Origin of the sequence: Bacillus sp. UMB0893, assembly GCF_002858905.1 — a bacterium.
Lineage (GTDB): Bacteria > Bacillota > Bacilli > Bacillales > Bacillaceae > Bacillus_P.
This window is the reverse complement of the sequence record NZ_PKLB01000010.1, coordinates 42,491-58,647: the sequence shown is the minus strand read 5'-3', so window position 1 is coordinate 58,647 and position 16,157 is coordinate 42,491. Positions and strand designations below refer to the sequence as shown.

Annotated in this window: 9 protein-coding genes and 2 pseudogenes; 7 read left to right on the top strand and 4 right to left on the bottom strand. The window is 42.3% G+C overall.

Going from position 1 to position 16,157, the window contains the following annotated elements; translation table 11 throughout:
- Window positions 1-25: 25 nt before the first annotated feature.
- Entirely contained in the window at window positions 26-961 is a 936-nt protein-coding gene (locus CYJ36_RS20280) for a TRM11 family SAM-dependent methyltransferase (RefSeq protein WP_374702844.1), read from the top strand.
- A gap of 67 nt (window positions 962-1,028) precedes the next feature.
- Window positions 1,029-1,868, top strand: a complete 840-nt coding sequence (locus CYJ36_RS20275) for an MBL fold metallo-hydrolase (protein ID WP_101569081.1) — start codon at window positions 1,029-1,031, stop codon at window positions 1,866-1,868.
- Window positions 1,869-1,981: 113 nt separating this feature from the next.
- Here the strand turns inward: CYJ36_RS20275 and CYJ36_RS20270 are convergent, their stop codons facing one another.
- A complete protein-coding gene (locus tag CYJ36_RS20270; RefSeq protein WP_101569080.1) occupies window positions 1,982-2,299 on the bottom strand; it encodes a hypothetical protein in 318 nt (105 codons plus the stop codon).
- 256 nt (window positions 2,300-2,555) lie between these two features.
- Between CYJ36_RS20270 and CYJ36_RS20265 the strand changes: the two genes are divergently transcribed.
- The gene (locus CYJ36_RS20265) at window positions 2,556-4,940 is read left to right on the top strand and encodes an immune inhibitor A domain-containing protein (protein ID WP_101569079.1); all 2,385 of its coding nucleotides are present in this window, start codon (window positions 2,556-2,558) and stop codon (window positions 4,938-4,940) included.
- A gap of 291 nt (window positions 4,941-5,231) precedes the next feature.
- Here the strand turns inward: CYJ36_RS20265 and cstA are convergent, their stop codons facing one another.
- From cstA to CYJ36_RS20250, 3 genes and pseudogenes are all read right to left on the bottom strand, one after another.
- Window positions 5,232-7,022 carry a carbon starvation protein CstA gene (gene cstA / locus CYJ36_RS20260; RefSeq protein WP_101569078.1) on the bottom strand — a complete coding sequence of 597 codons (1,791 nt, stop codon included), beginning with the start codon at window positions 7,020-7,022 and terminating at the stop codon, window positions 5,232-5,234.
- Between the two features lie 154 nt (window positions 7,023-7,176).
- Window positions 7,177-7,925: pseudogene (locus tag CYJ36_RS20255) on the bottom strand (LytR/AlgR family response regulator transcription factor).
- A 7-nt stretch (window positions 7,926-7,932) separates the two neighbouring features.
- Window positions 7,933-9,680, bottom strand: a pseudogene (locus tag CYJ36_RS20250) (LytS/YhcK type 5TM receptor domain-containing protein).
- 351 nt (window positions 9,681-10,031) lie between these two features.
- Here CYJ36_RS20250 and CYJ36_RS20245 point away from each other — a divergent pair.
- The 4 genes from CYJ36_RS20245 (at window position 10,032) to CYJ36_RS20230 (ending at window position 15,969) form a co-directional block, all read left to right on the top strand.
- Complete coding sequence (locus CYJ36_RS20245; protein ID WP_101569191.1) at window positions 10,032-10,331, top strand: heterocycloanthracin/sonorensin family bacteriocin; 300 nt, start codon at window positions 10,032-10,034, stop codon at window positions 10,329-10,331.
- 168 nt (window positions 10,332-10,499) lie between these two features.
- Window positions 10,500-12,437 carry a putative thiazole-containing bacteriocin maturation protein gene (locus CYJ36_RS20240; protein WP_101569077.1) on the top strand — a complete coding sequence of 646 codons (1,938 nt, stop codon included), beginning with the start codon at window positions 10,500-10,502 and terminating at the stop codon, window positions 12,435-12,437.
- A complete protein-coding gene (locus CYJ36_RS20235) occupies window positions 12,434-14,371 on the top strand; it encodes a TOMM precursor leader peptide-binding protein (protein WP_101569076.1) in 1,938 nt (645 codons plus the stop codon). Before CYJ36_RS20240 ends, CYJ36_RS20235 begins: the two co-directional genes overlap by 4 nt.
- 23 nt (window positions 14,372-14,394) lie before the next feature.
- Window positions 14,395-15,969: a SagB family peptide dehydrogenase gene (locus CYJ36_RS20230; protein WP_101569075.1), complete on the top strand. Its 1,575-nt coding sequence runs from the start codon at window positions 14,395-14,397 to the stop codon at window positions 15,967-15,969.
- Window positions 15,970-16,157 lie beyond the last annotated feature (188 nt).

Here is a 16,157-nt window from a genome sequence, read left to right as displayed (position 1 = left end):
GAATAGATTGGATAAACATAGCCGAATGCCGGCATTTATATATACTTATGCGTGCACAGAAGAGGAACTCTCACTTTGTCACCTTGAGATGAGGTCTTTTTTTGGCTTTCAGCCAGAAGGGTTTAGTTTGAAAAGCGAAATTTATATAGAGCCAAGCCGCAGTCCATTTATGAAAGAACGAATTGAAGTGATGTATGAGGGAGACGAGCTGTCTGATATTGTGAAGCAGGTTGAGCAAATTGACATAGGCAATGATACGTTTAAGATTATTTTTCTGAAAATCAATGATCTTGAAAAGTCTGCACAAATTGGATACGACGAACGCAGGAAAATCGAGCGGCAAGTAGGCTGGCCTTTTAAGGCTGAAGCAGATGTCCGCAACCCGGATCATACATTTGGAATAACAACTCTCGGGGGCCGCTGGTATTTCGGAAAATACTGCAAAAGCGAACCTGTATGGCTCCACCATTTAAAGAAACCGCGTGAATATTCCACGGCATTGAGCACACGTGTAGCAAGAGCAGCAGCGAATATTGCCGTTCCGAATCCTGATGGAATCAAGGCTATTGATCCTTGCTGCGGAATTGGAACAGTATTAGTGGAGGCACTCTCCATGGGCATAAACATCGTCGGCCGTGATATTAACCCGCTCGTCACAGACGGATCAAGAGAAAACATTGCTCATTTTGGCTATGAGTGTGATGTTATAACAGGACCAATATCAGAAGTCACAGAAAAGTATGATGTTGCGATCATTGATATGCCGTACAATCTCTATACGCATGCAACACCGGCAGAGCAGCTCTCGATACTAAAACATGCCCGCCGGATTGCTGATAAGGTGGTTGTGGTCACGAGTGAAACGATGGATCACATGATAGAAGAGGCAGGTTTTAAAATAGCGGACCGCTGTGTTGTCAAGAAGCAAATGTTTATGCGGCAGGTTCTTGTATGTGAGTAGGGAAAGTATAATTTAATCCTGATTGAAGATACTAAATCTTTGAAGCTAAATCAGGAGGTATTATCCAATGAGTGACCAAATGGAAAGTTCATTTGAAAATAAAAGAATGCCGATGACATCTGTTGCAAGCGGCTTGGAATTCGATGTCCTGCCAGGCTTGTATTGTTATACGAATCAGATTGTGAATGTTGTTTTCCTGAAAAGCGGAGAAGATTGGTATTTGGTTGACGCAGGCATGCCCCATTCTGGGGATACCATCAAATCAGCTTTTGAAGCTCATGCCGGTGTAGATGTTCCGCCTAAGGCCATATTACTAACGCACGGACACTTTGATCATGTCGGAGGTATCATTAAACTAGTTGAGGAGTGGCAGGTTCCAGTCTATGCCCATGAACTGGAAATGCCTTATTTGACCGGTGAAAAAGATTATCCAGAACCTGATGGAAGTGTGGAAGGCGGCTTAGTGGCCAAGATTTCATCTCTTTTTCCTAATGATGCCATTGATTTAACAGATCACGTACATACATTTGGTGCAAACGGAGAAATTCCGGGGCTTCCTGGATGGAAATGGATCCATACTCCAGGGCATACGCCAGGGCATGTCTCATTCTATCGGGAAGAAGATCAAACTCTCATTGCAGGAGACGCATTTGTAACAGTGAGACAAGATTCATTATATAAAGTTTTAACTCAAAAGCAGGAAATCTCAGGTCCTCCCCGGTACTTCACAACGGATTGGCAGGCTGCCTGGAATTCAGTGAAAAAGCTGGAGGCTTTACAACCATCAACCGTTATAGCAGGTCATGGACTACCAATGTCAGGAGAAGAGCTAAGAGAAGGGCTTGCAGTATTATGCACAGACTTTGAAAAGCTTGCAATTCCGGATCACGGGAAATATCTGCAATAATTACAAAACACCGGCAAAAGTTGCCGGTGTTTTTCTTCGTTTAGGAAATTAAAAATGGATATTTTGGATAATAAAATAAAGTTATCTGCGTCCGCTCCTGCGTTTAGGGAGAGTTAACTCTCTTCCGCATCACTAACCTTTTCGATCTTCTCCACAAACATTTGAAACACTCTTCGTTTTTCTTCCAGTTCTTTTATATACAATTTCAGTTCATTGAATTTTTCTTCAAATGGTTTTTGATAGGTTGTTTTGATTGTGTTGATAATTTCATCATTTATAGTAGATTGAATGACTTGTTTAGTAATGCCAAATTTATAGGAATATAGCTGAAGTTCACTTTTAACCTTTTCATATTCTTCATCAATTTCATTTTTCTGCTTTAGCATATCTTCTTTCCATTCATGCAGAGAATCCTTTACATATGACTCCATATTTTCCCTCCTCAGCCCGTATTCATCTATGTATCTCAATACACTATTTATCATTGTTTGCTATTTTATGGGGGTAATTGAACATTTCAGTGTGAATTTGTCGATTTCCATAAATTTATAAGGAACTATTTTCCTAGTAAAAAAATTCCTATTATAGGTTGAAAGTCTAATTCTACTTTAAACGCAGTATGCTATCTTTAAATAGGTAGAATAGACAGAAAATTCTACATGTTCATACAAATTAGGAGGGGTAGTAGTGGGGAAATGGACTAAGAAATTCGGAACATCGCTTTTAGCTACTAGTTTAGCAGCAAGTTTATTTACACCTGCTGTACTAGCAAAAGAACCTGTTCCGGCAGACGTTCAAACAGCTTTGTCAGCACCAATCGATTTAAACATTATCAATGAAGACCGATTGGCAAATGCGTTAAAAAAGCAGGGACTTATTCCGCAAAAAGCGAGTGATAAGGAAGTAGCTGCAGCTGTTCAGAAATATATAGATAAAAAGCAAGGGGAAAAACCGGCAGTGAATCTCCATGAAGAGAATCATGAAGATGACAGCATGGATAAAAAAACAAAAGCGTTCTTAACGAAACAAAAAGAACAACTGACAAAACAATTGAAAAAGGGACATAAAGAATTAAATAAAGGCAAAAAAGACGGCTTTGTAAATGTGGAACCAGCTCAGCAAGCTAAGTATAAGGGTGGAGTAAGAGAAGATAATGTCCTTATTTTACTTGTCGAATTTGAGGATTTTAAGCATAACAATATTATCCAGGAAGACGGATATATGTACTCCAAGGATTTCAGCAAGCAGCATTATGAAAACATGCTTTTTGGGGACAAGCCTTTCAAGCTATTGAGCGGAAAACAGGTTCCTACGTTTAAACAATATTACGAAGAGCAATCTGGCGGAAGCTATACAGTAGACGGTACCGTGTCTGAATGGCTGACGGTTCCTGGTAAAGCAGCTGATTATGGGGATGACAGTCCGAATGGCGGTCATGATAATCAGGGGCCGCTCGGACCTCGTGACCTTGTTAAAGAATCTTTAAAATCAGCGGCCGCATCTGGAATGGATTTGTCTGAATATGACAGTTTTGATTTATATGATCTAGATGGAGATGGAAATCAGAATGAACCAGACGGACTTGTTGATCATCTTATGATTGTCCATGCAGGTACAGGGCAAGAAGCTGGCGGCGGTCAATTAGGCGATGATGCGGTCTGGTCTCACCGCTGGACATTGGATGGAGTATTCCGTGTTCCAGGTACAGTGGCTGATGTCAATTATTGGGGCGGAAACATGGCAGCTTACGATTATACAATACAGCCTGAAGATGGAGCTGTTGGTGTATTTGCTCATGAATTCGGACATGACTTAGGTCTTCCTGACGAGTATGATACACAATACACTGGAAACGGTGAACCTGTTGCATCATGGTCGATCATGAGCGGAGGAAGCTGGAACGGTGAAACAGCAGGTACAGAACCGACAAGCTTCTCACCTCAAAACAAAGAGTACTTCCAAACTGTAATGGGCGGAAACTGGGCAAATATTCAGGAAATTGATTACAAAGATATTACGGCTGAAGGAACCGCAACCTTTATCGATCAAAGTATCACAAAATCGAATAACCCTGGCATCGTAAAAGTAAACTTGCCAGAAAAACAAGTTCAAAGTTCCATCCAGCCTGAATTCGGTGAAAAATACTACCACAGTACAAAAGGCGATGATCTTCATACGGTCTTGGAAACACCGGAATTTGATTTGACTGGAAAAACAAGCGCAACATTCACTTATAAAGCAAACTATGAAATTGAATATGGCTGCGCATGTGACTATTTAACAGTAAAAGCAGAAACAGCAGAAGGAAGCAAAGTTCTAGAAATCCTTGGCGGCGATGTCACAGACGGCGATGCTACTAAAGGAACAACAAATGGAGCATGGATCGACAAATCCTATGACCTAAGCGAATTTGCCGGCAAAAAAGTGAAACTGGTTTTTGAATACTTAACAGACGGCGGTTTAGCACCAGAAGGATTTGCATTGGATAACGCAGTACTTACTGCTGACGGACAGCAAGTGTTCAGTGACGATGCAGAAGGTACAGCAAAATTCACTCTGGATGGATTCAAATCATTTAACGGAACATACTTTGCAAAACACCATTACTACTTGGAGTGGAGAAACTACGCAGGATCTGACAAAGCATTAGCTTTCTCACGCGGACCTAAATACAACACAGGTATGGTCGTATGGTATGCAGACGACAGCTTCACAGACAACTGGGTAGGCGACCATCCTGGCCAAGGATTCCTTGGAGTTGTAGACTCTCATCCACAGCCATTATACGGCCTGCTTGACGGCAAACTGACTACAACTCAATCAACACGCTACCAAGTCGCAGATGCAGCATTCTCATATGACAAATCTGCATCATGGTATGTAGACAGCCCGACTCGCGGCGAATACAGCTACAACGGTCTAAAAGGAGTCACAATGTTTGATGACTCAAGAACTTACATGAACGATGTTATCCCTGACGCTGGCCGCATAGTGCCAAACTACGGCTTGAAATTCCAGGTTGTAGGGGAAGCGAAGGATAACTCAGCTGGGGCGGTTTGGATTCGGAAGTAAGTACGAAAGAATTTAAGTTGGAAAGCAGCATCTCCTTAAAGGGAATGCTGTTTTTTCTATGTAAATTTCACTTCTATCTAACTATAATAAAAGGCTCTTTTCGTAAAGTTTTAGAAAAAATGGTTAAAACCTTTAGTGGATTGCAGCGGAAAGCATGTGCCTGAGCGGAAATCCACGGGTATAATTAATAACCAAAAACAACAATCAATGCTAAACTAATAAAAAAACAAACCACCCTTAAATCAAGGGTGGCAAGATAAAGCAAACATTTATGTGTGTGTATCTCAAGCATTAAGCCGATTTTGCTAATTGTACCCGTGGGTTATTCCAATTTGCAATCCATTTTCTAACGGCCGCAGCCATAATCACAATTCCTAAAATCAGCATGATAATGGATAATGTTGCATTTAATACGCTGTATCCAGCTGCTTCTGTATTCAGGTACACATTTTTAATCATCCAATAACCCGCATAGTTAACAGTTACATACAAGTAGGCGAGAGGTATTAAACAGGTGAGCATGTATCTGCGTTTATCTGCAATTTTTAAGATGACCGTTGCTCCAATAATCAATCCGATCGAGGCCATCAATTGGTTAGAAACACCGAACAGCGCCCAAACGGAACCAATGTCTCCTGTGAAAAGAAGGCTTCCCCATAAGAAGCAGGCTAATGCACTTGCAAAAATAGCACCTGGTATCCAATCTACTCTTTTTAATGGTTTATAAAAGACACCCATGAAATCTTGAATGAGGTACCGGGAAACACGAGTACCAGAATCAATCGCTGTTAAAATAAAGAGCGCTTCGAACATGATGACAAATTGGAAGAAATAAGATGAAAGCTTGCTAAACCAAGGAATCTCAGTGAAAATGTACGTCATCCCAACTGCTAATGTAACCGCTCCGCCTGTTCTTCCTTCTAAATCTAAGCCAATTGCTTCGCTTAACTTCGGCAAGTTTACAACATCCATACCTAATGTTCTAAACACTTCGGGCGTAGAGTTGATTGCAAAATAATCACCAGGCTGCAAGGCAGTAGCAGCAATCAATGCCATAATCCCTACTAAACATTCTACAAGCATAGCACCGAAGCCTACGACCTTAATATCACTCCAACGATCGATCATTTTAGGTGTTGTACCAGATCCTACAAAAGCATGAAAACCTGAAATGGCACCACAAGCAATCGTTATTGAAATGAATGGCCAAACCGGCCCTGCCAAGATTGGACCTCCACCATTCACAAACTCTGTTACAGCGGGAAATGGGATATCGGGATTAACAACGAATACTCCTAGGATAAGTGCGATAAAAACACCGATTTTCATAAAACTGCTTAGATAATCCCGGGGTGCAAGCAATAGCCACACTGGCAAAGCTGCTGCAAAGAAAGCATAGATCGGCAAAATAATAGAAAGGGTTTTCGAATCAAGGGTCAGCCAGTCACCAATGATCGTATTCTGAATGTATGGGCCGGTAAATACGGCAACTAAAATCAAAATAAAACCTGCAATAGAAGCACCTTTTAAATTTCCAGTTTTTTTGTGATACAAACCTACTCCCATTGCAATTGGAATCGTAATTCCGACTGAAAAAGTTCCCCAAGGATTTCTTTCCAAAGCATGTAAAACAACCATGGAAAGGCCTGCCATTGTGATCGTGATAATAAATAACATCGCGAGGCCTGTACAAAAACCTGCAACAGGACCTAATTCTTCTTTAGCAACTTCAGCTAATGATTGACCATTTTTTCTCATCGATGCAAACAGGACAACCGCATCATGAACGGCTCCACCGATTACTGCTCCAATTAATAACCACAGTAATCCAGGTAAATAACCAAATTGAGCCGCTAAAATAGGACCTACAAGAGGACCTGCTGCTGCAATGGCAGCGAAGTGATGGCCAAATGTAACCCAGCGGTTCGTCGGCACATAATCTTTTCCATCCTCAAGTTCATGAGCTGGAGTCTTTTTACGATCATCTAATTTTAAGACTTTTACAGCCATAAATGTTCCGTATAAACGATACGCTATCATTAGTATACACATGGATCCTACTACAATTGTAATCGCATTCATTTTTAAAGACCTCCTAAAACCTTATTCGTATAGTCATCATACTAAATGAAAGCGAATTCATATGATTTTCATGATAACCTGTCGAATTACGGGAATGAGGTGCAAAAAATAAAGGTTGAAATACAATAGAATGTAAGCGGTTTATTAAGGGGGATTAAAATCCGAGTCGCTGTTTCAGCTCTTTTACATATGTACGGCTAACTGGGATTTTAGATCCGTCTTTCATAATGAGATTATAAGTTGAATTAAACCATGGTTCAATTTCTGAGATGTGATGCATATTTACAAGAAAGCTGCGATGGACACGCAAAAAAGCATCAGGATTCAGTTTTTTCTCGACTGTAACTAATGGGTCTCCGGTCTTGTATTCCAGCTCAATTGTTTTAATTATTGTTTTTCCTTCTGCTGAACCCACGTAAACAATGGTTGGAATATCAACTAAAACGATTCGTTCTTCTACCAGCAAAGCAATTTTCCCTGTTTGCTCACCTGCCATTTTATAAGAGCGTGAAATTGATTGGGCATCGATTCCGCCAATGGATTTCAAACTGGATATTTTATCAAGGGTTTGTTGGATCCGCATTTCATCAAAAGGTTTTAAAATATAATCAACTGCATTCAGTTCAAATGCTTTTAGAGCATATTCATCATATGCAGTAGCAAAAATGATTGCAGGCGCAGGTTCTAATGCGCGAATTTGCTCGGCCAGCTGCAAGCCGCTGTCTTCTGCAAGCTCTATATCCAAAAACACAAGATGCGGCTTGCGATCAGGAATTTGCTGGATGGCATCTTCTATGCAGTCAGCTTCTCCCCAACAATTTCTACTCTCTTGCTCCTAAGCAAGAGATATTTTAATTCATCTCTTGCCAACGGTTCATCATCTACTATAAAAGCTTTTAACATTGTTTTTTTATACTCCTTTTTTATCAAGAGGTATCGCTACAAGAACTTTTGTGCCTATACCTTCTTCACTGTGAATATGGATGCTGGCTTTCATATTGTATATCCCTTCCAGTCGCTCCCGTATATTTACAAGTGCAGTCCCAGTGCCCTCTTTAGACTTTACAGCTTGTTTTCCTAAGGTTTCTATCTGACCTTTTGGTATTCCTTTTCCGTCATCCTCAACCAATACATACATTTTTTCATCTTTTGAATATGCGTGAATTAATACATGACCTTTCCTTTTAACATGTGAAAAAGCATGACGGATGGCATTTTCCACTAGCGGCTGTAATGTAAATGGAGGGAGTGTAACCTTATCAAGGCCTTCTTCAATTCTTAATGTGATCCTATATTTAGTTGGAAAACGGGCTTGTTCCAATGATAAATAAGCTTTAACATGTTCCAACTCTTTTTCAAGCGTAATGACAGTTTGACGGGCTCCCTGTAAATTACTGCGGAAAAATACACTAAGCTCCAATAATAGCTTTCTTGCTTTTTCAGCATCTGTTCGGCATAGAGCTGAAATCGTATTGATCGCATTAAACAAAAAATGAGGATGAACCTGAGCCTGTAATGCTTTGATTTCCGCATCTTTCAACAATTTACTTTGCTGTTCTGCTTCAGCTAATTCCAATTGAGTTGAAAAAAGATTCGCTAATCCTTCCGCCAGTTCTTGTTCTACTTCGTTCATTTGATTTGAATGCTTAAAATACAGTTTTAGAGTTCCTGCCGTTTTATCATGAACCTGTAAGGGCAAAACGACTGCGGCTTGTAATGGACAACTTTCTTTATAACAGAATATATCTTCCTTTTTTCTCGCCGTTATGATTTTACCTTCATTCAGCACTTTTTTTGTTAATCCGGTCGCAAGTCCATTCAAAGGCAGATGATGGTCAGAAGCTGCGCCAACATGAGCTAATACTTGCTTAGAATCGGTAATTGCAACAGCATCTGCATTTGTAAGCCTTAACAAAATTTGCGCTACTTCTTTGCATGAGTCAGGATTTAAACCCTGGCGAAAGAAAGGGAGGGTTTGATCGGCAATGTGGAAAGCTTTATTTGTTTGTACAGCACGTGTTCGTTCTTCTTCGCGAAAGATCGATTGAATAATAAACATAAACAAAAGCGTTCCAAACCCATTAATCACAATCATCGGAATCCCGATAACCTCAATAAGATTCCATGCCATTTCAAAAGGTCTGGTTACCAGCAAGATAATACCCATTTGAATGATTTCCATCAATACACCTACACTTACAGCAAACAAAGGTGTAATGCTGAATCTTTTGCGGTATTGTTCACCTATATATCCTGCTGCCAGACCTGCTGAAATAGCAGATATAGCACAAGCCGCAGCTGTAAATCCACCAAGAGTAAACCGGTGCAGTCCCGCAATCAAACCAATCCCCAATCAACAAAAGGCCCGCCAAGCAAGGCACCGATGCCAATACCCAATATTCTTGTATTGGCAATTGCACTATCAGGTTCAACCTCCAAAAGCCATGTATGTTCTGCTGCCGCATTAGGATTAATTTCGATTCCAGTATAGTTGCTCATAACTCCGAAAATTCCAAAAACAGCGATTAATAAAATTTTCCCAGATATGCGCTGATCATTATTAATAATTCTGCGAAAAGATTTAACTCTGGAGAGCAAGAATGCAACAATAAAAATAATGCCCATTCTTTCTAACATTAACGGCAATAAATGTATCATGAGGATTCATCCCTTAAATTTATCATTTCATCTATCTTACAATAGAGTATAAATCGTTGTCGAACCTTGTTCTTAGTATCAAAATAAGCAAGGTACCTATGGAGACTCAGTTCCCTCTCTTGATTTATCCAACAAACTAAAGCTTCCTCCTTGCACCCGAGGTCATTCCCAATATTAAAACTGAAAAATAAAAATAGGCATTTGAATCAGTAACAATACCCAAGCAGGGTTCATATTTTGTTGATGAGAGTATTCGAAGTATTGATTGAGTCTCTTTTCACAGTTGTTTACGTTCGGATCCCCTTTATGCTGTTGGCACACCTAGTGAGTAAAAAATACGGAGGTATGAAAATGAATAATTTCCAAAATGAACTTCAAATGTTGAATGTTGGTGATTTCCAGGCGAACGAGGCCGTTTCTTGGGATCCAAACCAATACTATATGGATTCGTCCCGGCAACTCGGTTTCGGTATCGGTGGTTTCGGTTTCGGTGGTTGTTTCGGTAGTTGTTTTGGTTGTTTTAGCTGCTTTAATTGCTTCAATTGTTTCCGTTGCTCTAATTGCTTTCGCTGCGGTGGTCGATGCGGTGGCAATTGTGGCGGTCGCTGTGGAGGAGGACGTTGCGGCGGAGGACGCTGCGGCGGTCGATAATTTTCGTATGAATTATCTAAGGAGAATAGCCCCTGCTAAAATTGCAGGGGTTTTTCACTTTAAAGAATAGACATAAGAGACAAATTACGGTACATAGGCTTATAGTGGAATGGAAAATGATGCTATTAGATTTGAGGACAGCTCACGGATAAGGAGGAGCGGAATGCAATGACAAATATGAACCCTTCTATGCGTCTGAAAGTGAAAAGGGACACTTTTTTTCTCCCTGATCCAAACAGAGGAGTGTATTTTCGAAATAATGTAAGTTCATTCCATATGAAAGGAAGTGCGATCGATCAATGGGTTAACAAGCTAATGCCAATGTTCAATGGAGAATACACATTGGGGAATTTGACACACGGATTGCCGGACCAATATCGAGATCGTGTATTTGAAATTGCAGAGGTGCTGTATCAAAATGGATTTGTTCGGGATGTAAGTCTAGACCGTCCTCATCAATTGGCGGATCAGGTTCAAAAAAAATATGCTTCTCAAATTGAATTTTTAGAAAGCTTCGGCGATTCAGGTGCGTCCCGTTTTCAAGCATATCGTCAGGCCAAAGTATTGGCGATCGGCTCAGGCCCTTTTTTTGTATCGTTAGTTTCTTCGTTGATTGAATCTGGATTGCCCAATTTCCAAATGCTGATAACGAACTCAGTACCGACTAATCGGCTGCGATTAGAAGAATTGGTGGTACATGCCCGTAAAACGGATCCGGAAGTAGCAATAGAAGAGGTCATCCTGAACAAGGAAGCTGAACGTTCTTGGCGGGACATTCTGCAGTCGTTTGATTCGATATTGTATGTATCGCAGGAAGGTGAAGTTGAGGAACTGCGAGCTCTTCATAAAATTTGCAGAGAAGAGAAAAAGCTGTTTCTCCCTGCTCTATTTCTGCACCAAGTAGGTCTGGCAGGTCCTCTGGTACATCCAGACTCTGAAGGTTGCTGGGAGTCTGCGTGGCGCAGCATACATGTATCAGTTTTTGGTAAAGACGAGCAATTACACAGCTTCAGTTCGACAGCGGGAGCAATGTTGGCCAATGTGATCGTGTTTGAACTTTTTAAAAACGTTACGAGAGTTACTGAATCAGAACAGAGGAATCAATTCTTCCTGCTTGATCTGGATACGCTGGAAGGAAATTGGCATTTGTTCATGCCTCATCCGCTTGTGACCGGACGCATTACAGCTGAATGGGTTCAAGATTTTGATTTGAGGCTTAAACAGAGTTCGGTCAAAGAGGAACTGGGCGGGCTGCTTCTGTATTTAAGCCATTTGACATCAGCGGAATCAGGTATTTTTCATATTTTAGAAGAGGAGGATTTGAAGCAGTTACCGTTAGCACAGTGCCGCGTTCAGGCAGTTGACCCGTTGTCTGCAGGACCTGCAGAGCTGCTGCCAAGCATTGTCTGTACAGAAATGACACATGAGAAGGCACGGAGAGAAGCGGGTCTATCTGGAATTGAAGCGTATGTTTCTAAAATGGTCGACTTGCTTCTTACCACTCTTCCTCTTCGACAAAAAGTAGAATCAGAGGAATTTGTTGGTGTTGGAGCGGGAGAAACAATTACAGAAGGCGTTTGCCGTGGATTGCAAAAGTGTTTAACAAAGGAACTGAGCAAACAGCTTGCCGATCAGAAGAATGTTGTCACCAGAGTGCAGTTAACCGAGGTAGAAGATGAACGCTGCAAGTATTATTTACAGGCACTGTCCACCATACAGGGTGCGCCGATCATAGGCTTGGGAAAGGAAGTGTACGGATTCCCTGTGGTATGGGTCGGTACGAATAATCGCTGGCATGGCAGTGTAGGCTTGAATACAACAATGGCGCTGCAAAAAGCATTAAAACAGGCGCTTATGAATGGGGAAAATCAAGAGACACAAGAGTTGGCGGATTCGTCTGTGTTTCTGACAGAAAAGGTACCACAAAGCCTTGTAATCCGTAAGAGTGAAGAAGTACCACATTCCGAGGTCTTACAGTGCGCAATGCAAGTCTTGGAACGGAACCGCAAGCAACTCTTGGTTTTTGAATTAGTATTGGAACCATTTTTGAACAAGGAACTTGTAGGTGTGTATGGGATGTTGCTGCGAGAGGAGGAATCCCGGTGAGTGCAGTCGTAGTGATTGTCGGAGAAGGATTGCTAGCTGACCGCGTGAGTGAAGAATTGTCAGCTCAATACCAGATCGTTCGTCATAATGATTTCGAGACAGGAGTATCTAAAGCTGATTTAGTTCTTGTGCTGCACGATGCCTGGAATCCTTCAGTTCATCAAAAAGCGGAAGAAGTGTTACGTCCAGCTGGCATTCCTTGGCTGCGAGGCTTCGTTTCATTTGGAGAAGGTGTGGTCGGGCCGCTGGTTCGCTCGGATACACAGGGTTGCTTCCAATGTGTGGACGTAAGGCGCCTCATGGCAGGACGCGACCGTAAAGAGATGTGGGATATTCGGCAAAGGCTGGCTGCAGATGGAGGAATGTCGCGTGATGCATGGGCATCGGGAACGGGGCTTTTGCAGATCGCCTACATGCTTGGGGCCGAGGTACAGAGGATCTTGCAAGGTGATAAGGTTCACTCTGAAGGACGGGTGTATTTAATCAATCTGAAAACACTAAAGAGTTCATGGCATTCTTTTCTGCCCGATCCGTTATGTCCGGTTTGCGGTCAATTACCTGACGATTCACCGGATGCGGCCCGAATTTTACTAAAACCAAGCCCAAAGATTGAAGGAAGCTACCGCTGCTTATCGATGGATGATCTAAATAAAGTTTTAGTTAAAGACTATTTGGATCACAGAACGGGCATTTTCAATGGGAAAATGTATGACCTTGTACCGCCTTTTGCTGATGTAGGTGTAAATTTGCCGTTATTCTCAGGGGACGAGGGAGTAGCAGGCCGGACTCATTCCTACGCAATAAGCGAGTTAACTGCCATTTTGGAGGGATTGGAGCGGTCCTGCGGTACGACACCCCGTGGAAAACAGACAGTGGTCTATGATAGTTACCGTAATCTGAAAGATCAAGCGCTCAATCCTATTAAAGTAGGAGTGCATGCGAAGGAACAGTATGCACGGCCTGATTTTCCATTTGAACAGTTTAACCCTGATCGTCCGATAAATTGGGTATGGGGCTATTCGTTACTGCAAGAGCGTCCAATTTTGGTTCCAGAGCTTCTTGCCTATTACAGCTTGGGATGCGGACATGGATTCGTCTATGAAACTTCCAACGGATGCGCATTAGGAGGAAGTTTGGAGGAAGCCATTTTCTACGGAATTTTGGAAGTGGTGGAACGCGATTCGTTTCTTATGACTTGGTACGCAGAGCTGACTCTACCGCGTCTGGACCCTTATTCGGTTAACGATCAAGAATTGCATCTGATGATCGATCGTGTGCGGTCAGTTGGGGGATATGATCTCCATTTTTATAACTCAACCATGGAGCACGGAATTCCAAGCGTTTGGGCGATGGCAAAAAACAGGAAGCAAAAGGGATTGAATATCATCTGTGCCGCCGGAGCACATCTGGATCCAGTACGGGCGGTGAAAAGCACGATTCACGAGCTGGCTGCCATGATGCTGACCCTTGACGAGAAATTAGAGACGAACCAAGAGAAATTTGTGAGAATGCTGCAAGATCCTTCCTTGGTGGAGAAGATGGATGATCATGGCATGCTGTACGGTTTGCCGCAAGCGCAAGAGCGCTTGCAGTTTTTGCTTGACGATAATCGTCCTTTGCGGTCGTTTGATGAGGAATTCAAGTGGAAGTCTGCTCATGCAGATCTGACTGATGATCTGCGGGACATTCTACAGAAGTTTCGTGAATTAAACCTCGATGTGATTGTAGTGGATCAGTCAACATCGGAAACGAAACGAAACGGACTGTATTGCGTGAAAGTGCTGATTCCGGGGATGCTTCCAATGACATTCGGACATCACCTTACGAGAGTAACAGGGCTGGAGAGGGTGCTGCGGGTACCAATGGAACTTGGATATACAAAGCAGCCGCTGACATTTGAACAGCTCAATCCGCATCCGCATCCGTTTCCATAAGCGGTAACTAGGAGGGCAGAAGGATGGGTCCAGATACATTTCTGCACAATCTGCATTTTGACATTAACAAGGCAAGCCCAACGGACTGGGAAGTGGATTGGGAAGATGCGCCGCTTCCGTATAAGCTCTACCGTGGCTTGCCTGTTTTTCCATTATCTCAGGAAGTACCGCTGACGCTTGAAGAATGGGATGCACCAGAACAGCCTAACCTTCGGAGAATCAGTCATTTTCTCTGGTATGTATTCGGCCTTACTCAATTTTCCCAGTCAGCCTTTCCCGTCGCAGGTCAAGCGCCGGAACTAATGCAGTCTTATCGGCGATTTGTTCCTTCTGGCGGGGCATTGTATCCAAACGAATTATACATTTATCTGAAGATGGAGGATTTGCCTATTGGGGTGTACCATTATGATGTGGCACACCATCGCTTGGTATTGTTGAGAGAAGGTAATTTCGAATCATATATAGCACGGGCTCTTGGTAATCGCTGTGACGTGTCCGCTTGTTTTGGTACGGTTTTTGTGTCGACAATGTTTTGGAAAAACTTCTATAAATACAATAACTTTGCCTACCGTCTGCAAGGGTTAGATGCCGGTGTGCTGATTGGACAGTTACTGGAAGTAGCAAAAAGGTTTGGTTTTGCTTCAGGGGTGTACTTCCAATATTTAGATCGGGCGATCAACCATCTGCTTGGACTATCCGAAGAAGAGGAGAGTGTGTATGCTGTTATCCCGCTAACAGTGGAACCTACAAGTTGGCTTACTAGTGGGGGCGGCGGCAGAGATGAGCTTGTTTCAGCTGCCGAACTGTGCCGAGAGCTGCAGGAGATTCGTAATATTCACTACGTCCGATCACAGAGGATCAAAACGTTTCCGATGTTAACGAAGATGAATGAAGCATCCATGCTAGAATCAACACAATCGTTTCGGCAAATAAAGGCGAGGGAAAATTTGAATTTTGAGAGTCAAGTAGTAACTCTCCCTCACATGAACCGGTTTTCGTATGATCTGGCATCGGTATGTCAAAAGAGATTTTCCCCGGACATGGACTTCATTTTTGGAAAGGTCAGTCAATCACAGTTGGCAACTCTTCTGCAGGAAGCAACGTCCGCGTACTTGTATCGAAATGATTTGGATGAAGCACATAAGAAGTTCGAGCCGCGTGTATCACTATATGGCTGTCTGAATCATGTTGAAGGCATTCCGGACGGTGCTTATCAATATGATAGCGCTGATCATGCTTTACGGCAGGTAGATCTCGGCGATCAACGAATCAACTTACAATACGGAATGTCAGCAGGGAATGTGAATTTGTTCCAAGTGCCGCTCTGCTTTCATGTGGCAGGCGATAAAGATCACTTCATATCGGAACTGGGGTACAGGGGATATCGCATCCAGCAAATGGAAGCGGGCATGCTCGTGCAGAGATTACTATTAGCGGCGTCAGCCCTTGAGATGGGAGGGCATCCACTACTAGGATTTGATGCGAGCCTGTGTGATGAGATATACAAAATGGATCGACAAGGAAAAACCAGCCTAATCCAAATCCCGATCGGTCCCTATCGACCTCGTCCTTGGTTGAGGGGAAGTTTGCATAGTTAAATATAATCAGATCCTGATTTGCTAAATCCTGTTTAAAACAACCCCTGAGGAATAATTCTAAATCTAGAATATACAATCTTATTATGAAAAGCTTGACGAAGGATTAGAAACAGCTAACTTAAATGTAATGAGTAAGGCTAATGAAATTTCGCAGGAACTATCAGAAGATGCAAATGAGGCCCTTGTTC